The organism is Desemzia sp. FAM 23989, from assembly GCF_045528345.1.
Taxonomy (GTDB): domain Bacteria; phylum Bacillota; class Bacilli; order Lactobacillales; family Carnobacteriaceae; genus Desemzia.
In genome coordinates this window covers 192,112-218,585 of record NZ_JBGQQT010000001.1, presented here as the reverse complement: position 1 = coordinate 218,585, position 26,474 = coordinate 192,112, and the positions used below count along the sequence as shown (strand labels likewise).

19 protein-coding genes and 1 pseudogene are annotated in these 26,474 nt (G+C 36.6%); 8 read left to right on the top strand and 12 right to left on the bottom strand.

Annotated elements, in window-relative coordinates:
- The first annotated feature begins 61 nt into the window (after positions 1 to 61).
- The gene (locus ACEN36_RS00995) at positions 62 to 766 is read left to right on the top strand and encodes a GntR family transcriptional regulator (protein ID WP_407125784.1); all 705 of its coding nucleotides are present in this window, start codon (positions 62 to 64) and stop codon (positions 764 to 766) included.
- A gap of 1,154 nt (positions 767 to 1,920) precedes the next feature.
- Positions 1,921 to 2,013, top strand: a pseudogene (locus ACEN36_RS00990) (SEC-C metal-binding domain-containing protein); the annotation flags it as partial.
- Positions 2,014 to 2,071: 58 nt separating this feature from the next.
- Here ACEN36_RS00990 and ACEN36_RS00985 read toward each other — a convergent pair.
- The 4 genes from ACEN36_RS00985 to ACEN36_RS00970 all read right to left on the bottom strand — a co-directional run bounded on the left by ACEN36_RS00985 (position 2,072) and on the right by ACEN36_RS00970 (position 6,951).
- Entirely contained in the window at positions 2,072 to 2,413 is a 342-nt protein-coding gene (locus ACEN36_RS00985; RefSeq protein WP_407125797.1) for a nucleotide pyrophosphohydrolase, read from the bottom strand.
- A gap of 62 nt (positions 2,414 to 2,475) precedes the next feature.
- Entirely contained in the window at positions 2,476 to 2,646 is a 171-nt protein-coding gene (locus ACEN36_RS00980; protein WP_407125783.1) for a hypothetical protein, read from the bottom strand.
- On the bottom strand, positions 2,627 to 3,685 hold the full coding sequence (locus tag ACEN36_RS00975; RefSeq protein WP_407125782.1) for a hypothetical protein: 1,059 nt from the start codon (positions 3,683 to 3,685) through the stop codon (positions 2,627 to 2,629). The genes ACEN36_RS00980 and ACEN36_RS00975 overlap by 20 nt, the downstream gene beginning before the upstream one ends.
- 215 nt (positions 3,686 to 3,900) lie before the next feature.
- On the bottom strand, positions 3,901 to 6,951 hold the full coding sequence (locus ACEN36_RS00970) for a type I restriction endonuclease subunit R (protein ID WP_407125781.1): 3,051 nt from the start codon (positions 6,949 to 6,951) through the stop codon (positions 3,901 to 3,903).
- A gap of 50 nt (positions 6,952 to 7,001) precedes the next feature.
- Between ACEN36_RS00970 and ACEN36_RS00965 the strand changes: the two genes are divergently transcribed.
- Together ACEN36_RS00965 and ACEN36_RS00960 are read left to right on the top strand one after the other, a co-directional pair.
- Positions 7,002 to 8,216 carry a restriction endonuclease subunit S gene (locus ACEN36_RS00965; protein WP_407125796.1) on the top strand — a complete coding sequence of 405 codons (1,215 nt, stop codon included), beginning with the start codon at positions 7,002 to 7,004 and terminating at the stop codon, positions 8,214 to 8,216.
- 77 nt (positions 8,217 to 8,293) lie between these two features.
- The gene (locus ACEN36_RS00960) at positions 8,294 to 9,223 is read left to right on the top strand and encodes a site-specific integrase (protein WP_407125780.1); all 930 of its coding nucleotides are present in this window, start codon (positions 8,294 to 8,296) and stop codon (positions 9,221 to 9,223) included.
- Between the two features lie 69 nt (positions 9,224 to 9,292).
- On the opposite strand, the gene ACEN36_RS00955 is transcribed toward ACEN36_RS00960, so the two are convergent.
- The 4 genes from ACEN36_RS00955 to mnmA form a co-directional block, all read right to left on the bottom strand.
- Positions 9,293 to 10,486 (bottom strand): restriction endonuclease subunit S, encoded by a 1,194-nt coding sequence (locus ACEN36_RS00955; protein ID WP_407125779.1) that lies wholly within the window; start codon positions 10,484 to 10,486, stop codon positions 9,293 to 9,295.
- Positions 10,479 to 12,074: a type I restriction-modification system subunit M gene (locus tag ACEN36_RS00950; protein ID WP_407125778.1), complete on the bottom strand. Its 1,596-nt coding sequence runs from the start codon at positions 12,072 to 12,074 to the stop codon at positions 10,479 to 10,481. The genes ACEN36_RS00955 and ACEN36_RS00950 overlap by 8 nt, the downstream gene beginning before the upstream one ends.
- Positions 12,075 to 12,714: 640 nt before the next feature.
- Entirely contained in the window at positions 12,715 to 14,496 is a 1,782-nt protein-coding gene (gene spxB / locus ACEN36_RS00945; RefSeq protein ID WP_407125777.1) for a pyruvate oxidase, read from the bottom strand.
- 557 nt (positions 14,497 to 15,053) lie between these two features.
- Entirely contained in the window at positions 15,054 to 16,178 is a 1,125-nt protein-coding gene (gene mnmA / locus ACEN36_RS00940; RefSeq protein ID WP_407102966.1) for a tRNA 2-thiouridine(34) synthase MnmA, read from the bottom strand.
- 791 nt (positions 16,179 to 16,969) lie between these two features.
- Here mnmA and ACEN36_RS00935 point away from each other — a divergent pair.
- Complete coding sequence (locus ACEN36_RS00935) at positions 16,970 to 17,935, top strand: glycosyltransferase family 2 protein (protein ID WP_407095478.1); 966 nt, start codon at positions 16,970 to 16,972, stop codon at positions 17,933 to 17,935.
- Positions 17,936 to 18,363: 428 nt separating this feature from the next.
- On the opposite strand, the gene ACEN36_RS00930 is transcribed toward ACEN36_RS00935, so the two are convergent.
- The 4 genes from ACEN36_RS00930 to gshAB form a co-directional block, all read right to left on the bottom strand.
- A complete protein-coding gene (locus ACEN36_RS00930) occupies positions 18,364 to 18,699 on the bottom strand; it encodes a cysteine desulfurase (RefSeq protein WP_407095479.1) in 336 nt (111 codons plus the stop codon).
- An 88-nt stretch (positions 18,700 to 18,787) separates the two neighbouring features.
- Positions 18,788 to 19,936 (bottom strand): cysteine desulfurase family protein, encoded by a 1,149-nt coding sequence (locus tag ACEN36_RS00925; RefSeq protein ID WP_407095480.1) that lies wholly within the window; start codon positions 19,934 to 19,936, stop codon positions 18,788 to 18,790.
- A gap of 52 nt (positions 19,937 to 19,988) precedes the next feature.
- Positions 19,989 to 21,131 carry a hypothetical protein gene (locus ACEN36_RS00920; protein WP_407125776.1) on the bottom strand — a complete coding sequence of 381 codons (1,143 nt, stop codon included), beginning with the start codon at positions 21,129 to 21,131 and terminating at the stop codon, positions 19,989 to 19,991.
- A gap of 24 nt (positions 21,132 to 21,155) precedes the next feature.
- A complete protein-coding gene (gshAB, locus tag ACEN36_RS00915) occupies positions 21,156 to 23,423 on the bottom strand; it encodes a bifunctional glutamate--cysteine ligase GshA/glutathione synthetase GshB (protein ID WP_407125775.1) in 2,268 nt (755 codons plus the stop codon).
- Between the two features lie 256 nt (positions 23,424 to 23,679).
- Here gshAB and ACEN36_RS00910 point away from each other — a divergent pair, with 256 nt between their 5' ends.
- The 3 genes from ACEN36_RS00910 (at position 23,680) to ACEN36_RS00900 (ending at position 26,240) form a co-directional block, all read left to right on the top strand.
- Entirely contained in the window at positions 23,680 to 24,930 is a 1,251-nt protein-coding gene (locus tag ACEN36_RS00910) for a replication-associated recombination protein A (protein ID WP_407125795.1), read from the top strand.
- Between the two features lie 389 nt (positions 24,931 to 25,319).
- Positions 25,320 to 25,601, top strand: a complete 282-nt coding sequence (locus ACEN36_RS00905; protein ID WP_407095483.1) for a hypothetical protein — start codon at positions 25,320 to 25,322, stop codon at positions 25,599 to 25,601.
- A 177-nt stretch (positions 25,602 to 25,778) separates the two neighbouring features.
- A complete protein-coding gene (locus ACEN36_RS00900; protein WP_407095484.1) occupies positions 25,779 to 26,240 on the top strand; it encodes a universal stress protein in 462 nt (153 codons plus the stop codon).
- The last annotated feature ends 234 nt before the right edge of the window (positions 26,241 to 26,474 follow it).

Sequence of the window (26,474 nt, the reverse complement as noted above, 5' to 3'; positions counted from 1 at the left end):
AATTTGTCAATACCCTTATAATTAGAAACATGCTATAATTATCAGTAAAGGAGCAGAAGTAATGAACAAATACCATGAAGTCGCCAACAAAATTAATACCTATATTCAAGAGAATAATTTAACTCGCGGTCATAAACTACCTACTCTCACTGAATTAGAGGATACATATGAAGTCAGTAAAAACACGATTATTAAAGCCTTGGAAGTTCTAGAGACAAACGGCGTGATTTACCAAGTAAGAGGGAGCGGAACCTATGTCCGCGGTCGTCACCGTAAAGGTTTTGTGAATTTAACGGATGTTCAAGGATTTCATAGTATTTTTAGAGAATTCAATTTATCTTCTGAAGTCATTGAATTAAAAGAAATTGAAGCACCTTCAAATGTCGCAGAAATACTTGAGCTCACCGATCAAAAAACTATTTATTACATTAAGCGCGTCCGCTACATCGAATCACGTCCATTTTGCGTGGAAGAATCCTTTTATCTTAAGACGGTCGTGCCTTATTTGAATGAAGAAATTGCCAGTCAATCTATCTTCAACTATCTAACTGAAGACTTAAAAATAAACATCCGTTTTTCAGATTTATTTATGCGCATCGGAAAATTAAACCAAGAAGAAGCTGAATACTTACAGTTGGAAACTCACGATCCATCTTTAACTATCGAAAGTATTTATTATTTAAATAGCGGTCGCCCATTCAACTATTCCAACATCAAATACCACCATGAAGAAGCTCAGTTCTTTGTGCAAGGGAATAATTTTTAAGTCAGCTTTGAACTATCAACATAATCCATACTTTTCTAAAGGAGACAAACCAAATGCCAGAAGAACTTACTCCAGAAATGCACGACGAACTATATGGTCATATCCTTGTTTTGCATAAACCGGTCTTTTCTTTCATGGAATGCCTAACGACTTATTCAAAAGAAGACATGATCGAAATAGCCAGTGGCCTTCGTTATAAAGTGCGCCGCAGTAAAACAAAAACCGTCATTGCCGAAGATTTCTTCAAAGAATTATCTCTTAAAAGCCAGCATCGATTATCTGTTCAACCAAAAGAAAATATTCAACTCTTAAAAGAACTGATGAATGGCCCAAAAGATATTGATTTCCTTCCTTTCTCCCGTAAAAATCCAGACTTATTTGATTTGCTTTATTCTCGGTGGGTATTCTTGTTTTATTACGAGAATACTTACACCTTAGTATTGCCAAATGAGACCAAAGAAATGTTGCAAAGCTTTATGGATGATACAGAATTTAAAGAAGAAAATAAAAGAAAAAGCCTGATCCGTGAATACGCAGAAGCTTTCATGAACCTGTACGGCGCTTTTGAAACGGACTTTTTCTTAAAAGTGTGGCGTCAACACAATAAACAATACCCATTAGAACACCTTGAATTATTGCATGAATTAATTGCGTTAGCTTGGCTTAATGAACGACTAAGGATTACAGATAATCTGGGACATATCTTTGATAACTCAGTAATGGATGAAGATGAAGTACCTCTTTTCATGTCAAGTACTTCACACCACGATTATTACCAGCCAACAAAATCCGACATCCACTATTTTGCTAAACACGAATTTGACGAGCGAACGGCTCAATTCAAGAAAATGAAACAATTTTTCTCTAAAAAGTTGAGTCCAGAAAAACTTGTAGAGGTTATGGATGTGATTATGTTTTTTATTAAACTTGATTTAGAAATGCAAGATCTAGTTCAAGAAATAAACACTCAGTTTGGCATTCTTTTTCAAAGTTTAGAAGAGATACAACAATTTGCCTTTCTGTATTCAGACTTAAACAACCATTCGCGCATGTGGTCCAACCGAGGCCATACGCCAAGAGAGCTAACTAAAAATCATAACACGTCATCCCCTATTCCTAATAATGTTGTTCCTTTTACAAATAAGAACGCTGGAAAGCAAGAACCTATCCAAGTAAAAAAAGTTGGCCGCAATGAGCCTTGCCCTTGTGGTAGTGGTAAGAAGTACAAGCATTGTCATGGAAAATAGAATGTTACTAAAAAGCCAATAAGCAATCATCTGCTTATTGGCTTTTTAAATATTACTCCTATTGAAAGTCAGTATATTTGTTATTCTTCCCCTTACTCTTACTTACAGGGTATTTTTCATTGTTTTTTTGCAGCTTTTCATCAATGATTGAATCGATATTTAAATTAAGGTTGTCTGCTAACATATGAGAATAAATCAATACATCTGCTAATTCTTCCTTAATCCGTTCTAAGTTGGTTTCCTTTACTTCTTCTGCCGATTTCCACTGAAATAATTCAAGTAATTCTGACGCCTCTAAAGAAATAGAGATGGCTAAGTCTTTTTCGTTATGAAACTGTCGCCAATCTCTATCATCTCTGAACTTATTTACCTTTTCCATACTGCTTTTCTCATTATCCATCGCTTTTTCACCCCTTTGCTGCATTTAATAATGCCTCTTGAAGTTGGTCTATAAAAGTGATTTTATTTGATTTTATTTTTTGTAACTACTCCCAAAAGTGCAGTTCCCGCTATAGTTATTACACTTGTGCCGACTTTATTCCACTTCTCATTTCTCTTTTTTCTACAATTTTCACATATTTTTTTATCTGCAACTATTTCCTTACCACATTTTTTACAATGATTCGTTTTCATTTTGTATAGTCTCCTTTTTGTCTACTCTCTCCAATAAATCAGGTATGAAATGAGCTTCAAGGAATTCTTCTTTATCATCAAGAAATTCAATAATTGAATCTGATGCTGCAATAACATTGTTTGATAAAAACTTAAAAGGGTTCGTTGAGACCGATAAGTGTTCATCAAGGAATAATGCATCTGTTCCAGAGAAATTTTTTATAATCATTTCTTTAAACTCATAAACAGCATAATTAAGTACATCAAACTCACCTAATTCAAATAAAGATGTGATTTGAAGACTAAACGCATCCTTCATATAAGAGAGGTTCTCTAAAGCAATGTTCGCAAGTTTGTCTCCTTCTGCAGCCGATATGTTACTACTAAAAATAGGAATCTTACTATTTGATTTTTGTGATTCCAATTGAATTTTACTTTCAAGTAATTGGTTTAATAATAAATTCTTAGCGTCTGTCGCTTGATTTAGTGCGTTATGCAACAAAGTTTGTTTTAATTCAGTATTTTTAGCAAGCATGGCCATTTCATACTTCTCTTTTGCAGACTGAACTTCCGCATATCGGTTTAAATCGAAATTTCTATTTACACGATCTATTTTTTCACCAAGTACATCTAGTTGACGGGTGATTTCATCTAGTTGCATAGTTAAGCCTGCTGTAGCAATTGCAGGACCAAAATTAACAGGTAACTCTTTGATAGGTATATTTTTATATATTTTTCCTGTCTTAGAATTTACAAATTGAGCGTATTTTTTCCCAGATTCAGCATAAGCACCAAAAGTGATTTCTCCATTAGCTAATTTTTCCGCCATTTCTTGCGAGACATCTAAGACAATCTCGCCATGTCGTTTTAACTCCTCAACAAAGATGGGAATATTAGGCAGCTGTGCTGCAATTGTTGACAACAATTGCAAGTGTCTTTTTTCTTTGTACTTTTCAAACGGTCGTTTACGAATACTAATATTCTTTTCACTGTTGATAATTTTTGACACCATTTCTTTTTTAGTTTTAGAGAATTGATTAGCATTTTTAGTATTTCCCATATTTACTCCTAAAAAGAATTATTTTAGTTAATTATACAACTGTTATTGTGGATTTACTATAAATTTTCAAACTCAAAGTACTATCATTGTTTATGCAATTGATGTTTTAAAATGTATATCGCAACTTATCAAAACTTCTCTTAGGATTTGCATATACTAAAAAGGCATCAAACAAATTATCAAAGTGTTTGATGCCTTTCTTAATTTAATCTATTTTATCTCTTTTGTAGTGGTAAGATTTCTTCTTCAATCAAGTCAGTAAATTGTTCTCTGACTTCTTTCCAATAAGTTAATCTTCTCACCGGTTTTTCTGAATGCAGTTTATAAGTTTCATAATCACTCGTTCGCTTCAACTCATGTTCCCCATTTTGACGTGGTTTTGATGGATTATAGTTTTCTACTACATATTGAAATTCATTTGATTTCAATCCCATTTTATCGGAAAATTCTTTTACTAACGATTGAGTCGTCTCTTGAATCATGTCTTCCAACAATGTCGAAACTTGCGCTCCGCGATAATTATCAGGATTTTCTTGAATATCCTTCCAAAGTTTTTTCATCAATTCTGCTAGTTTTGGATTTCCTCTGCCTAAATCACTAATGTACGAATCAACTTCATTTGAATTTTGCTTAAACTCTTTAACTTTTGAACTGTCGTTATCATTAGGAACAAACGCTTGAATTAATATCAAAATATACTCATAGTTGATTTCGTCCGTTCTAACAGATTCCAATTCATATTCTATATCTATTTCAATTATTTTCGGATCATCGATAGTGCCTGGAAGAGTTTTTAAAAGCTCTATAACATTTACATATTTCCCATGATATTCTTCAATTTCTTCATCTGTTAAATCATATTTGTCTTCCAATAATTCTGGTTCAAATTCAGAATAGACTTTTATTGCGGCCAGAGAACGGTCAAAAAATTGAAAAGCCTTGGCAAATTTCTTCATTTTTGCAACATTTGTATCGTCTACTTCTTCAGGAGTTTCTGCTATCTTCCGTAATTCGTGAACAGAATCTTGAAAGACTTTTTTTGCTTCTTCCCATGTTGGAGCCAATACCTCATTTTCTCCCCCATTTGAATAAAGTATTAAAGCCTCAGTTACTTTTTCTTCAAATGTTTTTGGTGTTTGGAAAGTTACTACCTGGCCGTAATGTTTTGTGTTATCAAATAAACGATTGGTTCTAGAAAACGCTTGAATGATGTCATGCGGCTTCATTGGCGGACGATCGATAAATAGCGTAGATAAACTTGGAGCATCAAATCCCGTTAATAAACGGTCCACGACAATAACAAGATCCAGTTGTTCATTTCTAAACTTATATTTCTCTTGCTTTCTTGCTAGACGATCATTTACATTTCTGTTGTAAGCCTTCATTTCTGTCAAAGAATAATTTGTATGGAACATTTCATTATAGTCTTTAATCGATGCTGACATCTTTGTTTGGTTTTCTTCAGAAGCTTCCTCATTTTCTGAGATAGAATAAGTAATGGCTATTTTCGGAAAATCAGGTAATACACTCTTTGTACGTTTTCCTATTTTTACACTTGTTTGATCATTTATAACTTTTTTAAATAAGTCATAATATTTTTGCGCTTTTGAAATAGATGATGTTGTTAAAATAGCGTTATTCGTATTTCCAACCCCATTAGGAAAACCTAACTTAGAGCGGGACTTATTAACAATCGAATGAATTACTTCTAGCATGTGCTCCTCATCTTCATATATTTCTTTAGGAATCAAAGCTTCTTTTTCTTGGCTAGTCATTGTAGAAAGTTCTACTTTTGGATTCAGTTTTTTCAGCATAATATCTAATTCATATTCAGAAAAAGTACTTTTATATTCGACTTGAAATCCTAATACAGCTTTATCATGAATAGCTTCTTTAACAGTATATTCATGTAGTCGATTGCCATATAACTCTTCTGTTGTACGAGCCAAATCACCTAGAGCAGCTCTTGCATTCTCTGCAAAAATAGGGGTCCCTGTAAACCCATACCACAATGAACGACGGAAAAAGCGCTCAATCTCTTGTTTCTTTTGAGGAGAAACAGCTCTATGACATTCATCTACTACAAAAGCCATCTTCACTTGAGTTAGCTTTTTGTATTTAGGTGATTCTTCTTTACCTTCATACCGCTTCATTACATGATTTAATTTTTGAATTGTAGTGACGACTACTGTTCTTTCTTTAGACAATAATTTATTGACCAATTCAGTTACATTGTCTGTCTCATCAATGTCAATCACATCATGTTCTGCATAAGAAGAAAAAGACGCTGTTGTTTGTTGGTCTAAATCTACTCTGTCAACAATAAATATCGTCTTGTCTAAAGAAGGAATCTGCAATAAGTTACGTGCCACTTTATATGAAGTTAATGTCTTACCAGATCCAGTCGTATGCCAAACGTAACCAGACTCCTGTCTTCTTGAAGCAGCCTTCACAGCTTCAATGGCATGAATTTGATATGGTCTCAGCAAAATTAACCCTTTACGTTTGCTGTCAATAACGGTGTACTGAGTGACCATCTTATGTGCTTGAGGAATAGACAATACTTGTTGAGCAAATTCAAGATAATTGGTTACCGGTTGATTTGCACCATTTACCCATTTAGCTAGAAATGGTTCTTTTAAGTTAGTATCTGTTGCTGCAGCGATGTAACGAGTGTCAGTACCGTTAGAAATCACAAACATTTGCAGTGCTGAGAAAATACCCATGAACTTGCCTTGTACTAAATATTTTTTGATTTGTCTGAAAGCATCCATATACGAATGCGCTCTATTTTTTAGTTCTATATGTATCATTGGTAAACCATTAATAAGTAAAGTGACATCAAACCTACGATTCCTTTGATCAGATTCTTGCTTAAAACTGATAAATTGATTGATTACCTCATATGAAGACATCCCACCTGCAATATCTGCTCGATTCAGCACTTTTAAGCGGATTGTTCCAAGTGACGCATCTTCTCTTTGGACTTGTACTTTAGCAATTCCATTCTCCCCCGAAAGCCACTTAGCTGCATCATAAAAGTTCGCGAAGTTCAATTGATTTTGTATTTGACGAAATTCTTGTGCTGTTAAATTCACTTCATTTAAAACGTCTTTATTATTGTTTTCCAACTTATCTTTAAAATTCTCCCATAACTTCTCTTCGGTATTTAAATCATCCCGGTATGTCCATTGAGAAACCCCATTAGTTAATTGATTAATCAAATTTCTTTCTAACTCTGATTCTGTTGTGAATTTATTTACCATCGTTTACTCACCCCACAAAAATTATCTAGTATGTATTCTTATTATTTAGTATAACACGCGAAATTACAACGGTAGGTATTAATTTTGACGATTGGGAACAGCGTAAGTTTGAAACTGTAATCAGAACTATACAAACAGGCACTAACCTACTTGGATCAGAAAGTAATTATGGAACTCCCTTAATTAAAATGGGAAACATACAAAGAGGATATTTTATCTTTACAAAAACCGAATATCTTAATGAGAATGACAATGTTGAAGAAAAAAATATGGTTAAATTTGGAGATTTTCTTTTCAATACACGTAATACTCTGGAACTAGTTGGAAAAGGAGCTACATGGTTCGGTAAGGATGATGAATTTGCATTTAATAGCAATATCGCTCGTTTTACATTTAAAGGAATAGATACTATATTTTTTAATTATTTATATAATACTCCACAAATGATTAAACAAGTGCAAGCAAGAGCAGTAGGAACAACAAGCGTTGCTGCTGTTTATCCTAGAGACTTAAATTCTATGAAATTTGAGCTCCCAATTATAATTGAACAGCAAAAAATTGGTTCATTTTTCAAACTACTCGACAATGCTATCGCTCTTCATCAGGATAAGTTAGAGAAACTAAAGCAACTGAAGAAAGGATATTTGCAGTTAATGTTCCCTCAAAAAGATCAAAAAGTTCCTAGATTGAGGTTTACTCATTTTTCTTCGGACTGGGAACAGCGTAAGTTGGGAGAACTTGGAGAAATACAGACGGGGAATACACCATCTACAAATGATATAAAAAACTATGACGATGATGGAACACTTTGGGTAACACCAACTGATATAAAGTCTTTAATAACCTTAAATACTGCTAAGAAGTTATCTACAGAAGGCGCTAGGAAAGCTCGTATTGCAAAAGCAGGTTCAATTTTAGTAACGAGCATTGCTAGTATAGGGAAAAACACTTTAGCAACAAAGGATGTGGGATTCAACCAACAGATAAATTCGCTTACTCCATTTTCGGAGAATGATTCATATTTTTTGTTGACTCAATCTGAAATATGGTCGAAAAAGATGAAACGAAGCGCATCATCTGGAACAATGCAGATTGTAAACAAGAGTGAATTTTCAAATATAACAACATTGGTTCCAAAATTTGAAGAACAAAAAAAAATAGGAAACTTCTTCAAACAAATTGATGACACAATTGCTCTTCATCAGAAAAAAATATCAACTTTACAAGAAACAAAAAAATTATATCTTCAAAAATTGTTTGCTTAAAACTATACAAAATTATAAAACCTCCTAATAATAGAACTGATGATACTTTCATCAAAAAAATATTAGGAGGTTTTACTATGGTAAAAAGAAAAAAAACAGAACAATTATTACATGACTATTTTGAAGAATGGATTCATTTATATAAAACTGATGCCATCCGATCTGTTACTTTAAGAAAGTATTATATGTCTTTACAAAAAGTTGCTGAATTAGCCCCTAATTTAAAATTGAAGGATTTAAGTAGAAAAGAATACCAAAAGTTACTAAATGAATATGCTTTGACTCATGAAAAACAAACAACAATGGATTTTCACCATCAATTAAAAGGAGCTATTTTAGATGCAGTTGATGAGGGTCTAATAGATGTAAACCCAACTAGAAAAATAATCATTAAGGGAAAGAAACCTACCCAGAAAAAGCCGAAATTTATAAATCAGTTTGAAGTACAAGCTTTATTAAAGCAACTAAATTTAACAGATGAGGTTAGTTGGGACTGGTATATCCTTCTAGTCACAAAAACTGGTCTTCGTTTTTCTGAAGCTTTAGCATTAACTCCAAATGATTTTGATTTTTCAAAACAACAAATAATTATCAACAAGACATGGAATTATAAAAATGTATACGGAGGCTTTCAACCAACAAAAAATAAATCATCTATAAGAAAAATACAAATTGATTGGCAAACTGCGATGCAATTTTCTCAATTGATTAAAAATATAAATCCTAGTCAACCCATTTTTGTAAAGGGTAGAGTGTTCAATTCTACGATAAATAATCGATTAAAAAATCTTTGTTTAAAAGCTGGTGTTCCAATTATCACTATACACGGATTACGCCATACACATGCTTCTCTGTTGCTATTTGCTGGGGTAACGATTGCGAGCGTTGCCAGTCGTTTAGGTCATTCCAGTATGACAACAACCCAAGAAACTTATTTGCATATCATCCAAGAATTAGAGAATCAGGATAATGATAAAGTAATGAAACACTTAGCTACTTTGTTTTAAAGTAATTATTAATATGAAAACCACAAAGTTGGAATGTTTCTCCCGATTTTGTGGTTGAGGTAATTATATTTAAATAAATAATTTTTGTAAATAGACTTCTTTTACTTGTTTTATTTTTTCTAACTTGTCCTGATTTAGAGCAATAGTATGGTCTAATTGTTTGAAAAAACACCCAATAATTTGTTGTTCGTCTTTACTAGGTAACGTGATTATTGCTTCTTGGATATCTTTGGAATTGATGGATTCAAAAGTAGAACCTGTACTCAGTTTGGTCCAATATTTATCCAGCTTCATTTTTCCTAGTAATTGAAAAAGAAATTCATTTCCTTTTACTGCTGCAACACCGCGCCCCAATACTACATCATAATCAGTTTTCCCAATATCACCGACTGGTGCTCGAACACTAAGAATTAAGTCATCTTTTTCTGCTCGCTTAGTTATTTGTGTTGTCCAAACTCGTGGCACAACTTTCCCGTTTTTCATATCCGCATTACCTTGAACTAAGATATAATCTTTTGGATTATCAGTGTAGTTTTCAGATTTTGGGGATTGTCCCATTGTAAGTTGTGCAACTTCTTCCATTTTACGCTGTTCCCAGTCTGAAGAGAAATGAGCAAATCTCAAACTAGGCGTTTTTTCTCCTTTTTGAGGAAACATTACCTGCAGGTAGCCTTTCTTCAGTTGCTTTAACTTCTCTAGCTTATCCTGATGAAGAGCGATAGTGTCATCAATTTTTTTTAAGAAATTTCCAACTTTAATCTGTTCTTCAATTGTAGGGTATATTAGTTTAACTTTCTTTAAATCAGAATTATGTAAATGTACAATTGATTTTCCTTGTGCTCTTTTACTTAATTCTTTCTGCTGTTTTCCATTCGAGATTGCTAACGCTAAAAAAATCGAGTTAATATCGCTATTAGTTCTAATTATATTAAGATCTCCACCAAGTAGAATTCCAGAATTTTCAACAACTGAAGCTCTAGAAATATCCTCAGAAGATTCTCCTGAAGAAGGAACAATAACTTCGTCTCCTTCACTCACTACTGATTTTTTTTTTATATCTACAAACGTATCAACCTGGTTAATAACAGTTTGGTACTTAGTATATAAACGACCATAAAGTATAATTGGAGTTCCTTTTTTAACTAAATCACCTTTAGTGTATCCAGACCCTTTAGAGAAAGTAGCTATTTCACCTAACTTACGCTGTTCCCAATCCTGAGTATACCCTTTAAACCGAATCTCGGGAGTTCGTTTCTCAATCATTTAGAAACACCGCCTTTGTTGCTTCGATGATGACTCTAGAGTCTTCTGTGACTGCTAGTTCATCTAACATAGCCAAGAATTCATTTTCTGATTTACGAATTTCCATATTTAGTTCGACAATCTCTTTCCCCAGAGCAACCATGTCAATCGGTTCCTCTTCTTCGAAAGTATCAACATAGCGAGGGATGTTTAAATTAAAATCATTCTCTACGATTTCATCAAATGATGCTACATAAGAAAATTTATCTTTATTTTCTCGTTTGATGTAAGCTTCTAGTATTGCACCAATATGCTCATCTGTCATATTATTTTGATTCTTCCCTTTATCAAACCCTTTAGAAGCATCAATAAACAATACATCTTTTGTAGATCGCTTTTTCTTCAAAATGATTACGGTTGTAGGTATTGAAGTGTTAAAGAATATATTTGCTGGTAAGCCAATCACTGTATCAATTGAACCATTCTCTAACATTTTCTTCCGAATTTTCCCTTCAGCATTTCCTCTGAACAGCACTCCATGCGGAAGAACAATAGCCATTACACCAGTATCTTTCAAATGGTAAAAACCATGCAGTAGAAATGAGAAGTCAGCCTTAGATTTTGGTGCCAACACTCCATATTGTGAAAAACGTGGGTCATCTAGAAACCCTTTATCAGCACCCCATTTAGCAGAATATGGTGGATTCATTAGGACTCCATCAAAATTTGTCGGTTCTTCAGTCGGCCAATCCTGATCTAGAGTATCTGCATTATGTAAATGCTGATGCTCTATTGGAACGCCGTGAAGAATCATGTTCATACGTGCCAGATTATATGTTGATGTATTTAATTCTTGACCAAAGTAAGAAATCGTTCCTGGTTCATTCGAATATTTTTTAACGTTTAGTAATAGTGATCCTGAACCCATGGTAGCATCATATACTGAGAGACCTTTCTGATTTTCTTTACCATGCAAGACAATTTGAGTCATTAGTTTTGCTACTGGCTGAGGTGTATAAAACTCTCCTGCTTTTTTACCAGAATCTGAGGCAAATTGCCCGATTAAGTACTCATAAGCATCTCCTAAAACATCTCCAGCATGACCGGCCATATTTAATGAAGATAATTCTTGCATAACTTGAGCAATAGTTTGGTTTTGCTTTTGCGGTGTAGCTCCTAATTTTTTTGAATATAAATCAACGTCTTCAAACATATTTTCAAATGTTTCACTAGATTGTTCAATATCACGAAATCCTTGCGCTAAATCTTCTAATTGAAAACGCCCATCATTTATCGCATTTACTAAAGCAGTAAAAGTGATATCTGGTTTGATAGTGTAAGAAAATTCATTCTGCAATTCAAACAGTAAATCTTCTTTAATGCCTTTGTCTTCATAAGCTTCTTTATAAAGGGTTTGAGCAACTTGTAAGTCATCCGTTTTCCCCTCTAATAGCACTGATGAATAATAAATCATCTTATCAGATAAATATTTATAAAAAACTAATCCTAATAAATAACTTTTGTATTCATTTGCATCCATTTTTGATCTTAATATATCCGCTGAATTCCATAAAACTTGGTACAACGTTTTAGTACTATTTTCACTCATTTTATGTATCTCCCCATTATAACATTTTCAATTATTCTTTTAACTTTAATATGCTTCAACACATTTCCACTTTAACCCATACCCCAACTAACTTACGCTCTATTACAACATAAGTTCAATTACCTTTCATTATAGCAAAAAAATGCGAACAAATGTTTAGTTTTTTTTAAATTCCATCAAATTGGTAACACGTACAAAATTAAATTAAAGCTCTCATCATCAAGTCTTTATTTAAAGACTAATTTAATATGTTTTACACTCCCGAAATTTCTGCAGGAATTGTGGTTGCTTGTAGCCATGCTAAGGATGAAATGTGGATGCACTGTGGGCATTCGCCCAAGTGTACCATGCTTGTAACCTGCTGAAGCAGGAACAATCATGGCAAATTACTAAGCATTGCGCTTTAGCGCGTATGCTTAGTTTGAAGCTTTCAAGCTTTGAGACTCCAGGCTCAAAGCGGTCCCATGGCTCTCACCAAACAACCACGAGGCCGGAAGAAATTTCTGTCCATATATAAAAAGGCTGAAGCAAATTGGCTCCAGCCTAAATCATTTATTATTTATTAACCAATAAAAAGGCAAGTCACTATAAAATAGCGACTCGCCTTTTTTATTCAACTATAAGTTGTATATCAGAAAAATTATTTAGCTACTATAGATTCTAGACCTTCAGCTTTAAGGTACTCGCTAAATGGTACTAATTCTTCAGCTTCATATTTTTCTTTGTAAGCTTTGATGTCTTCTGCGCTATACAATGCAGGGTCTAATTTCAATGTTTCTACTGGAATTGGACGATCTTTAGTAATTTTAGCATCGATGACAACAGTTTTACCTGCTTTGTTAGCTTTAACAGCTTCAGCCATTACTTGATCCATATCTTCGATACGGCTTACTGTGAAACCAACAGCTCCTTGAGCTTCACCAATTTTAGCGTAGTCTACATCAGTAAATTCAGTACCGAAAGTATTTGTGTTCGTATCTTCGTATTTGTTCTTGATGAATCCATATTCAGTGTTAGTGAATACTACGTTGATAGCAGGCATGTCGTAACGTACGTTAGTAACAACGTCTTGGTAGTTCATAGAGAACGCACCGTCACCCATTAAGTTAAATACTTGACGTCCAGGGTAAACATTATTAGCTGCAATACCACCTGGAAGTGCGATACCCATTGAAGCAAATAATGGAGAAGTTCTCCACATGTTTTTAGGAGTCATGTGCAAGTGACGGATAGATGTTTGAGTTGAGTTACCAACATCAATTGAGTAGATTGCATCTTCGTCAGCATATTTGTTGATAGCGTTGTATACTTGATAAAGTTGTAAAGCACCAGATTCTTTTGTTTCCAACTTAGTCATGTAGTCACGCCAGTTTTGAATATTTTTCAAGTTAGCAGTCCACCATGCTGATTCTTCAACAGGTGCAACTTTTTCAAGTAATGAATGAACTGCTTCACCAGCATCACCAAGAATAGCAACATCTGCGTTATGACGTTTACCAAGCATTGTTGGATTGTTGTCGATTTGGATGAATTTTTCAACGCTTCCGAAAGTATTTTCTACTTCAGCAAACGGGAAGTTTGAACCAACGAAAAGAACTGTATCTGCTTCTCTAACAGTTTCGTTAGCTGGTTTCCAACCAACACGGTATGTTGAACCAGTCAACGCTTCAAAGTCATAGTCGAAAGTTTCAAAGTTTTTACCAGTTGTGATAACTGGAGCTTTAAGTTTACGAGATAATTCTTGAACTGCTGGACCATGTCCCATAGTTCCGATACCTGCATAGATTACAGGACGTTTAGCGTTGTTTAATACTTCAACAGCTGCATCGATATCTGCTTCGTTGATTGCAGAAGAAACGTAATCACGGTAGCTGTGACCTGAAGAGTAGAATGCGTCATTAGCAATTTCATGGTAACCGAAGTCGCCAGGTACTTCTAATACAGCTACTCCACGTTTAGAGATAGCAGTACGAATTGCATCGTCGATCAATTTTGGTAATTGTTCAGCGTAAGCAACACGACGGTTGTATACTGCAATGTGATCGAACATTGGGTTTTGGTTTAATTCTTGGAATGCGTCCATGTTTAATTCACGTTGTGGACGAGATCCTAAGATAGCTAAAACTGGTGTGTTATCCATTGCTGCATCGTAAAGACCATTGATTAAGTGAGAAGCACCAGGACCACCTGATCCAACACAAACACCCAATTTGCCTCCGAATTTCCATTGCATTACAGCTGCCATGGCTCCAACTTCTTCATGTTTTACTTGTAGGAATTTAATGTCTGTCTCGTCTTGTTCTCCTAAAGCTTCCATTAAAGGAGCTAGAGTTCCTGAAGGAATACCATAAATTGTGTCTATTCCCCATCCTGCTAATACTTTTAGTGAAGCTGTACTAACTTTAGTTTTTCCATCTGTCATTATAAAAATCCTCCTAGATAATTTCACAAAATAAATGCAAAATCAATTTTACCACGTTTAAATTAAGAATCAAGCTTTATTTCCTTTTAAAACACATTTCTGTGAAAAAAGTACAGCTTTCTCAATCTACTCTAACTAGCCATTCCGATTTTTAAACGCTGTTTCATTCCTTACGAAAAACTGTTTAACCGTTCTACTTCCTGTTCTGTAATGATTTCGCTGCCTTTTGCTAACTCTGATCCAATGTTCTCCTCCACAAAACTAAGTGATTTTCTTACTCCCTTTAATAATAAATGGATTTTCTACTGAATTTAAAAAAACAGTAACTCGTGGCTTCATTTGCTCCCGTTTCGAGAATTGATTCACTAAAGGAACTAATTTTAACAGGGTTACCCCCGAGAAGTTTGACTTCATGTTAGCATGAATCAACACTCGACTAAGGAAATGTTTCAAATAAAAACACTGCATGAGGTATTTATGGAAAACGTATTACACTTAATTTGACAAACTAACGCACAAAAAAGGATTGAAACAAGTCTGTTCCAATCTTTTTTTGTTTACACGTAATGCAATTCTTTCACATTGCTATATGCCTTGTCGATTGTTCCGCCGCCTAAACATTCGTCGCCATCGTAGAAGACAACCGATTGTCCTGGTGTGATCGCTCGCACGGGTTCGTCAAATTCAACTGTAGCGCTCGTTCCATCGCTGTTCATATGAACAGTTACGCCTGTATCTGCTTGGCGGTAACGAAATTTAGCGGTACATTTAAACGTAGCCGGTTTTGCTTCCTTAGAAGTAAAGTGGATATCTGACGCTTCTAAATGAGTTGCGTACAACCATTCGTGGTGGTAGCCTTGACCAACATAAAGAGTGTTGGTTTCAAGATCTTTTCCGATTACGAACCATGGATCATTTGTTTTACCGCCGCCGCCAATCCCTAAACCTTGACGTTGTCCGATCGTGTAATACATCAATCCATCGTGTTGGCCTTTGATTTCCCCTTCAGGAGTCACCATGTTACCTGGTTGAGCTGGCAGGTATTCCATCAAGAATTTCTTGAAGTCGCGCTCTCCGATAAAGCAAACTCCAGTAGAGTCTTTTTTCTTAGCGGTTGCTAAGCCTGCTTCTTCAGCAATGCGGCGTACTTCTGGTTTTTCCATGCCGCCTAATGGGAACATAACTTTAGACAATTGTTCTTGTGACAATTGATTTAAGAAGTACGTTTGGTCTTTATTGTTGTCTACCCCACGCAACATATGTGTTACACCATTTTCATCACGTTCTACTCGTGCGTAATGTCCAGTAGCTACATAATCTGCCCCTAAATCCATCGCGTAGTCTAAGAAAGCTTTGAATTTGATTTCTTTGTTACACATTACATCAGGGTTAGGTGTACGGCCTTTTTTGTATTCTTCTAAGAAATACGTAAAGACTTTATCCCAATATTGTTTTTCGAAGTTGATCGAATAGTACGGAATCCCGATTTGATTTGCTACAAGAGCGACATCATTGTAATCATCCGTTGCGGTACACATACCGAATTCATCCGTATCGTCCCAGTTTTTCATAAAAATACCTACAACGTCGTATCCTTGCTCTTTTAAGACATGAGCTGTTACTGACGAATCAACGCCGCCACTCATTCCTACAACAACACGGATTTTACTGTTGTCTGTCATTTTATCACCATCATTTCAAATAGATTCTGAAAATCTTAACGATTTGAAGGTCGTATTTTTCCAGTCTTACCTATTATACTAACTATTAATAAGAATGCAAGGTTTGCCGATCAAAAAATGGCTTTTTGTTAAAAAGTATGGGTGTCCGTCTCAATCACGTCACACGCATGAAAAAAATTAAATAAAAAATAAGATTACGAATCTTCTCGTCTCTGGTCTGCTAAAAGAAAAATGCGGAGCCGAGCGACATGAACGAGATTTTCCATCTGTTGAGTGAAGTGGAAGACTTCGGTCTTCATTATGAGAAAGACCTGCTTTCTTTGAACTTCCCGAAATATTTAGACACGCTTTTTAAGCTGTGACTCGTTTGATACCCGTGATATTTCTAGAGGAATAGGGGTTTCTTGTAGCCATGTAAAGGATGAAATGTGAATTACGGAGCGTTGGCGCTTCAGCGCTTACGATTCCGTTTGAAGCTTGAAAGTCTGGAGACTACAGGCTCCAGACGGTCCCATGGCTTTCCACAAGCAAACCCGTCCATTCCGGAGGAAATTTCACCCCATAGAGCCGCCTTTACTTATTAAGAGAGCGTTTTGAAAAGAAGACCTTAATTCTTAGGAGAAAATACTTTTCATGCGTATGACACCCGTCTCAATAATGAATCATTGACAAAGAACAAGATAGGCGTAAACTTAAGGTGTAAAGGCTTACACCTTATTTAAATGATTTCACTCCATTTTCAATCGCCCATAATTAGTCTCTCAAACGGTTAGTGATAAGGAGGGAATACCATGATATCCGTTATTGTTCCAATCCAAAATGTTGAAAAAACACTCTCTAAAAGCCTGCATAGCATCAAAAGTCAGACCTATCGTAAATTACAGATTATTTTGATTGATAATGGGTCTATTGATAAAAGCGGTGAAATTTGCGACCGATTCGCTAAAAATGATGCTCGCTTTGAAGTCATACACATAGAGTACAGTAGTCGTTCAGTGGCTAAAAATATCGGTCTTGTACATGCTAGAGGTGAATACGTTTGTTTTGTCAATGCGATGGATTGGTTGGGCGCAGATATGTTAGAAGAACTGATGATGGCCAACCAATCCTTTAATGGAGATATGGTCACCTGCAGGTATTTTGAAAACACTCTTTCAGAATTGTATCTGATTCCTGGACCAGACGAAACAAGACTGATGTCCAAAAATGAAGCTATTCAGCTTTGTCTAGCTCAAACAAGGACTGAAGGTTTCTTGTGCAACAAACTTTATAAATTGGAGCTGTTTCATTCTGCTCCTGAAATTCGTTTTGATGAAGAGATTGACCATTACGAAGATTTATTAGTAGCTATGCAATGCTTTTTTAAGAGCAGCTCTATTGTATACAGCCCGCCTCCCCATTACCACTACTACCTTAGCCGTCATTTGTCTATCAGCGTACTTCAAAATAAACGAAAATTAACCGGACTCACAGCAATCGAGAAAGCCATTGATCTGTTGGTGCAAGATCCTTCCATTGACATTCGGATATTGAAAGATTACTATGCCCGCTTAACGCTTTCTTCTTTGTTCCTCTTAGTGAACTCGGAAAATGTACATGGTCCCTTCATCACACATCTAAGAAAACACCTCAATCATTATGACCTGTCCGATCTTCAAGACAATGATTTGAAAAGATGTGCAATGATCACCCGCAGAAACATTGGATTGGGCAAAATTTATTGGGATATGTTCTACAAAAGTAAAATGGCCGAATAACCTTTCTATTATCTAAAAAAAGCACCTAGGACACTGCCGAATCTCATCGGTGTGCTCTAGGTGCTTTAAAGACTGGTTCTACAATATTTGATGTTGGTAAGTAGAGAATACAATTTTTTTCAACTCTAAACCTATTAGAAACTCATTTTCTAGAAATTTATGGAGGAATATGGGGTTGCTTATAGCCATGAATAAGGATGCAATGGGAATTAATCCCGAGTTAAAGTTTCAGCTTTTACTCGGGGTTTGTTCTCCGCTACGCTACGCATACCATATCCGTACGTCGCTAGCGCTCCAACGGCTTCGGCAACGCTTGCAAGCCTTGAGACGCGGTTTTCGGCTCAAGGCTTTCCCATGGCTTTCCATAAGCAACCCCTTAAGCCGGAGGAAATTTCTTTACCAACATTAGAAGATGAAGAACCTAAAGACTACACTTTTTCTAAAATACCACTCTCTACAAATCCAGCCAAAACATATCCTGCACGGTCTTGTGCTTCTTTAAAGGCATCCCCTTTGTATAAGTTCACCGAACGCAACCCATTTGCGGTTACGACAGACATTTTGAACGTCTTTAGGTCGCTGGCAACTGTCATTTTTAATTTAGGACTTTTTGCTGAACCTATTTCTAAATCCCGACTAAATTGAAAATGGCCGTTCTTCGATTGTTCAAAACCGTTATCTCGTAAAGTGTATTTTTTTACGCTTTCGCTCATACGATACATATCCGTTGAGCCGTCTAATTTATCTTTTGCTAAAAATGCCATTTGACTACCACCTTTGTTGTCGTGTTAAAGCTTTTAAGGATAAAGCCTTTTCACCTTAACTATAGCATATTCTAGTACACGAATTAAGCTATTTTTTTAGTCGGGCAACACTTTTGGTCAGTTCTTCCATAAGAATATCCAATTGTTCTTTTGTCGTTCCTAACCCAAAACTGATGCGGATCGATTCACTGATTCGTGGGCTTTCTTCACCGTACATCGCTCCTAATACATGGCTAGGATCGATATTTCCGGCTGTACAAGCTGAACCTGCAGATAAAGCAATGCCGACTAAATCCAAACTCATCAATAACTGCTCCGAACAAACTCCTTTGACCCATACATTGATAACGTGTGCCAAATGGTGTTTATCAGAACCATTCAAGTCATAATCGATACCGCTCTCGTCCAACTGTTGCATCAAATAGGACCGCAATTCTTGATGATGCAGTTTGCGTTCTTCTCTTTCTGCCAGCATAATTTCAACAGCTTTTTTAAACCCGGCAATACCTGGAATATTTTCGGTTCCGGCCCGACGTTTTTGTTCTTGTTCGCCGCCCAGCATAAAACTAGGCAAATGGATACTGCTGCTGATGTATAAGAAGCCGATTCCTTTGGGTCCATTGATTTTATGCGCTGAGACCGACAATAGATCGATGTGATCGCGTTTCACATCAATATCTTCGGATCCATAGGCTTGAACGGCATCCGCGTGAAAATAAGCCTTCGTTTCGCTTTCGTGGATAATATTCCCAATCGCTGCAATGTCCATCAAGGTACCGACCTCATTATTGCCATACATGATCGATACTAAAATCGTATCCGGGCGTAAAGCAGCTCTCACATCTTCAGGGTTCACGCGACCAGTTTCATCTACAGGTAAATACGTGACTTCAAATCCCAACGATTCCAAATGCTCCATTGGTTTTAAAACAGCATGGTGCTCGATCGCTGTCGTAATCAAATGCATGCCCTCTTCTTTCCTGGATAGAGCTGTTTCCATGATCGCTGTATTGTCGCTTTCTGTTCCGCCACTCGTAACAATGATTTCATTCGGTTTTGCTCCGATACTTTGGGCAAAAACGATTCTGGATTGATCTAATATTCTTCTGCTGTCACGTCCGAATCCATGAATGCTTGAAGCATTACCAAAATGGGCTTTCATCATTTCGTAAGTTACTTCAGCTACTTCAGGATGAACTGGGCTGGTTGCTGCATGATCTAAATAAATTTTTTCCATGTTATCCTCTCATTCACTTATTATTTGTCACCAAATTGTACCACTAATTACTTCATCGAACAACTTCATCACGAAGATTTACAGCACCTTCTTGACGTACTTCGTTTGCTGGTTGTTGCTCTAATTTCAGTTGAGCATGTTGGCGCAGCCACTCTAAGAGATTGATTTCCACTTGCAAGCCGTTGTCAAAAGTATTGCTATTTCCTAAATTCCACCCTGCTTTAGTCCATATCAGAGCTTTAACAGGATCATTTTCTACATAAAGAAAATAGGTCGCAAAAATGCGTTTAAATGTGATCTGTTCATATTTTTGCATCAGCTGCACATCCGTTTGGTGGTACATTTTTGTCGCTTCTTCGGCTGACTGTCGGTGCAGGCTTAAACAAAACAACTTTTCTGCTTGAACCATCATTCTATCTAGCGGAACCAATTTATCTTTAATATTCCACTGCTTCTCTATCAACACAGCTGCTTTGTCAAATTGGAACTGTTTCAAATATTTGTAATACTCCAAGTGCATCACATACAGCGAAAAAGGATCGCTTAGCTCCACCTCATCAAACAGTTCAAATGATTCCGGCGGCAAACTGGTTAACGTCCGGCTTTCCGTTAAATAGTACACCGTGCGTAATTGATGATACATCATTTGACGGTAAGCTGGATTCTTGCGGCATTTCTTTAAGATCGCTCCATCATTCATCCTTTTTGGAAGACCATTTGATAAAGTCAGAAATAAACCGATTCCGCTAAATAATAGAGGAAAGATAGCTGGAATAAAATCACTGGTTAAGAGAAAAAGGGCGCTCAATGAACAGATCGCATTGAAAAGTACACCTCCGCTTAGGTACAATTTATACGGATAGCGGGTCGGATTCCATTCTTTATCTGGAACCATCAAGCATTGAGCAACAGCTTCATTAACAGCTTGTCGTTTAAAAACCAGTTTCCCTTTTTCTTTCAGAACTACAAAACTGAAGATCCGGTAAGATAAAAACCGGTATCCTGTAGCCCACCCACAAAGGAAGTGTCCTGCTTCATGAAGAATGATTTGAAGTCCTGCAAAAACAAAAAAAGATAAGACAGTCAGACTAAAAAAGTAAGGTGGTAAATCAATCGTGGTAAACATCAACAGTGTTTCAATAATCAACAGCAGTAAAAATGGCCACCATATAGCGAGCATCTTTTTTACATTCACAGCCTCACTCCTTTTCTCAATTGTTTAGAGTTCAGGAAACAGCATTGTCAAAATCTCTTTGGTCAAACGACGATTTTTTCCTTTGTATACATAGGCGTGCATATGCATAGCGGGATTAAAATTGGCTTCAATCACTGTGTATCCAGGTGATTCAGGCGTACTAGCTTTGGTTAGATCCGGGATGATCAAATCGATTCCTGTTACGTTAGCTTCGATCGCTCGTGCCATTTGGACTGCGATTTCTTTGTAGCTTTCGTCCATTTCATCCGTCACATCGATGGAGTCTCCACCCGTACTGATATTGGAGTTTTCTCTTAAATAAACGGTTTCTCCTTTTTCGGGAACACTCTCCACAGAATACCCTTGTTCTTTCAACATCAGTTGCTCGATTTCACCCAATTGGATGATTTCCAATGGTGCTCGGTGATTTGTTCCGCGTAAGGGATCTTGGTTCTTCTGTTCAACTAAAGCTTTAACTGATGATGTTCCATCCCCTACAACGTTGGCTGGTGTCCGCAATAAGACAGCAGGTACTTTGTTGTTGACGACAAACAACCGGTATTCCGTTCCTGGAATGTACTCTTCTACAAGAATCGATTCATCTTCTTTAAAAGCGATCGTTACAGCTTGGTTGAAGTCTTCTTTTGTAGGACCTTGTTTAAAAATAGAGATTCCTACCCCATAATTGGTTGATTTAGGTTTTATGACGATCGGTCGGTTTTCATAACGCCAGAATGCCTGTTGAGCTTTTTCAACTGTTTGATATTCTCCTCCCGCTGGAATATGAAAACCATTTTCAGCAAGTATTTTTTTCGTCACCGTCTTATTAGCCATGATCAAAGAAGAAATATACGTATCTTTAGCTGTCATATTGCCGTTTTTAACATACTCCACATGACCTTTATAGGTCAATTTGACAAATTGATCGTACTCATCAATCACTTTTACTTTGATTCCCAATTGGATCGCGTCATGGATCAACAATTGAGTCGACATCTCAAGCGATGTAAACCCACGTAATTGATAAGGTTTCTCCATAGCATCTTGTTTGTATTGCTTCGCTAATTCCATACCAAAGGAGACATAATCGCCAGCTGCTTGAATACCGTCTACAATTTGAGCAGCTACTGTTTTTTCTGGATGCTCAAATACATCTTCCGCCCATGACACGAGTTCCAAAGCTTTTTCATGTTGATTAGTGGACTCTATCATGTCCCGCATCTCTTCCAGTAAAGCCAGTCCTTCAGCTTTAAACTGCGATTCTTTTTTAGGATGTTCTAAAGCGGTCAAATGATTTTTGTCATCTCCGGTTTTGGAATTGACTGCAGTACTTTCTTCGTCCATCCAAATCAAGGCGAAACAAAACAATTTTACAAAGTTCAGTGTCTGCTTGTTGATACTGAATGCATCAAAAGGATTCAAATCAAAATTGCGCAACTCTACATACGAGATTCCTTTATCCAATAACCCATGGACTTGTTTTGTTCCTCTCAAGCGAATCGAAGCATAGAACTCTCTTTCTTCCGATAAATCGCCTGATTCTACTAATTTTTCAATGCTGTCCACATAAGCATTTAAAGTTTCATAGGATACTACAACATTTTTGCTGTTCACATACCCTAATTGACTATTGCGCAAGCTGCGCACAAAATCCTTCGGCACTGACTCACTATCAGAGTAAAAGTCATTGCAAACCGTTGGAGAAGCACCAAATAAATAGCTCAATACCCAGCGGTAACGTAAAAAGTTCCGAGACAATTTCATATAAACGGCTGATTTAAACGCCTCTTTATTTATGATTTCTGTTTGCTTTTGATACAGTGAATCGATAAACGATTGATCAAACTCAAAATTGACGTGTATTCCGCTTTGCATTTGCTTTTTCTTGCCGTAGATACCAGCTAAATATTCTCGATAAGCTACATCAGCCTGATTTTCTAATTTAGCGATCGGAATTTGTTTTTCTTCCGGCAATGTACCAGGCATGCTCAGTGGCCAAATCAGTTCTTCTTCTTTCATAGAATGATACGTAACATCATGCAAAGCTGCCAACCACCGTTGCATACTCTTGCTGCTTTTTAGAGGAGGCGTAATCAATTCCAATTGTACTTCACTAAAATCCGTTTGAATATAAGGGTGATGGCTTCTGCTGCCAAGTGTTTCGGGATGATCAGTAGTCGCTAAGCTGCCATCTGGGTTAACTCTCAAACCTTCTTTTTCAATTCCGATGATGGATTCGCTCCATACCGGTTCAATCTTATTTTCTTTGATTAATTGTTTTATTGTTTTCATAACGATTATCTGACACTACCTTCCTGCCAACTTCTTTTTCTCATCTATTGTAAATCAGAAGTTTCTTTTGTCAAAACTATTATCGCAAAATTGGCTAAAAAAAGCGAACCTATTTAATTTTCTAAGGACAACATCCACTATTTAGCGAACTAATGTTCGTTTCGGATGGAAACAAATGGCTAAAAATGCTATACTAAAAGAAAGTTTTTCTAGGAGGAGTGATTCAAAATTGACGAGTAAACCATTAGCTTTTCGAATGCGTCCTACAAATATTGATGAAGTCGTCGGACAAAGTCATTTAGTAGGTGAAGGAAAAATCATTCGCCGGATGGTAGACGCTAAAATGCTGTCTTCCATGATCTTATACGGTCCTCCAGGAATAGGAAAAACCAGTATTGCCAGCGCGATTGCAGGGTCTACCCAATATGCTTTTCGGATGTTGAATGCCGCAACCGATTCTAAAAAAGATTTGCAGATTATTGCAGAAGAGGCCAAAATGAGTGGTTCCGTTATCTTGATGCTGGATGAGGTCCATCGTCTGGATAAACCAAAGCAAGACTTTTTGCTGCCCCATTTGGAAAATGGACGCATCATTTTGATTGGTGCTACTACTGAAAATCCCTATATTACCATTAACCCCGCCTTAAGAAGCCGGGCACAAATATTTGAATTGAAACCTCTTTCTATTGAAGATATTCAATTAGCCATGGAACGAGCTTTACAAGACACCGAAAGTGGTTTGGGTAGCTACTCATCAGAAGTCAGTGAAACAGCCTTGCTGCATTTTGCTCGGGCCACTAATGGAGACTTGAGAAGTGCTCTAAACAGCTTGGAACTGGCCATTAAATCGACCAAACCGGATGAAAACGGAACGATTCATATTTCGCTCAACATTGCGGAAGAATGTGTTCAAAGGAAAGCGTTGACTCATGATAAAGATGGCGATGCGCATTACGATGTCATTTCAGCTTTACAAAAATCGGTTCGAGGCAGCGACGTGAACGCTGCACTTCATTATTTAGGCAGATTGATTGAAGCAGGTGACTTGCCGATCATTTCCAGAAGATTAATGGTTATTGCGTATGAAGACATTGGTTTAGCCAATCCCGGAGCCTGTTCACGTACTGTTACTGCCGTCCAAGCTGCAGAGCGCATTGGTTTTCCTGAGGCAAGAATTCCATTAGCCAATACGGTCATTGATTTATGTTTATCACCGAAGTCCAATTCCAGTATCTCAGCGATTGACGCAGCAATAAGCGACATTCGAAACGGAAACAGCGGTGATGTCCCAGATCATTTGAAAGATTCTCATTACAGCGGAGCCAGCAAATTAGGCCGCGGCGTCGATTACAAATATCCGCACAGTTATCCTGGTGCTTGGGTAGATCAACAATATTTGCCGGACAAATTAAAAAAAGCACGCTACTTTGAACCTAACCATACTGGTAAATATGAAGACACATTAGCTCAGCAATACGACTCTATCAACCAAAGGACTAAAAACTAGCCGTAAGCGCTGCCTCCATTGTTTCTTCACGTTTTTTGTCCTTAGCTTGAGCGTATCTAGTTGACAGGAAATACCCTCCGTGCTAATATAAGGATAAGAATTCTGAGGTATGCGCGATGTCCTGACATGTGTTGACCGAACATTTTTTACGAATACTTTGGGATCCAAACTGAATCAAACGGATAACATGCCTTTTCACTTGGTAGTTAGATGCTTGACAGTGGAGCCCACCTGCTAACGTGCGGGTTCAATACTAATTGGACGTATAAACGGTACCATCGGAATTTTTACATAAAGTTTCGACTTTAAAGCCATTCCTTTTTGGAATGGCTTTTTGCGTGGTGTATAATGAATTAAGAAAAGAATTTAGTCTTTTAGGAGGAATGAATATGATTTTATCCATTTTATTTGCCATTTTCGCGTTGCTTTTATTGTATACAGCTTATTTCTTCTTAACGATGAAAGCACAGGTGTTTCTTTACTATAAAAGCAGCGATGCTAGTGAACGAACAAAACCGATTTTTATGGGGTTCGGAGTCGGATTTTTATTATGCGGTCTCTTCTCTCTCTTTCTCACTTTCTTTTATACTATACCTCTGGCTTTTATTTTCTTAGGAATCGTTATGGTACTCATATTGGCCTTCTTAGTTTATTTGAACAAAAGTATGTAATCTAGATTGGTGGGATAGAATAATAGCGCCAGTAAACTAACCTTCCTCTTTTTCGTTTTTTTGAAAACGCTGCTCTTTTTATCGTTTCATTATGAAAATGAAAAAATAAACGTTATACTATAGATGAACAAAGCGTAGTTTCATTGCTTTCAATTGATATAGAATGGAGTGGTTTATATGTTACAACAATACAATCGAATTTTAGTGGCTATCGATGGTTCCAAAGAAGCTGAGTTAGCATTCAAAAAAGCGGTTCAAGTTGCCGTTCGAAACAATGCTGCTTTACTGATCGCAAATGTCATTGATACAAAGGCTTTCCAAAGTATTTCTACTTTCGATGGTTCCATGGCGGACAAAGCGAGTCAACAAGCAAAAACAACATTGGAAGAATATGTAAGATACGCTAAAAACCACCGTGTTAAAGACGTCAGTTATGTTATTGAATACGGTTCTCCAAAAGTATTGATCTCTAAACAAATCCCTGAAGAACACAATGTTCATTTGATTATGTTAGGAGCCACTGGTTTAAGTGCTGTGGAACGAATCTTCATTGGATCCGTTTCAGAATACGTTATCCGCAATGCTGCCTGTGATGTCTTAGTAGTACGTACCGATTTAGAAAATCAAGCGACAGACTAGTTGAAAAAAATATTTTTGATGGAGGCAGGATATTGTTCCTGTCTCTACTTTTTTGTGGTTCGATTTATTGCGTAAAAGTTGGTTAATTAATGGTCTGTTCTCTTTTGTTTGATTGAGCTTTGAGCTGTAGGAGTTATAGTCCCTATTACTGGCCGTATTTTTGGGTGGATTATGAGGTAGAATAGTTATAGCTCATGTTACTGCTTGTATTTTTGGGTGAATTGTGCAGTAGAC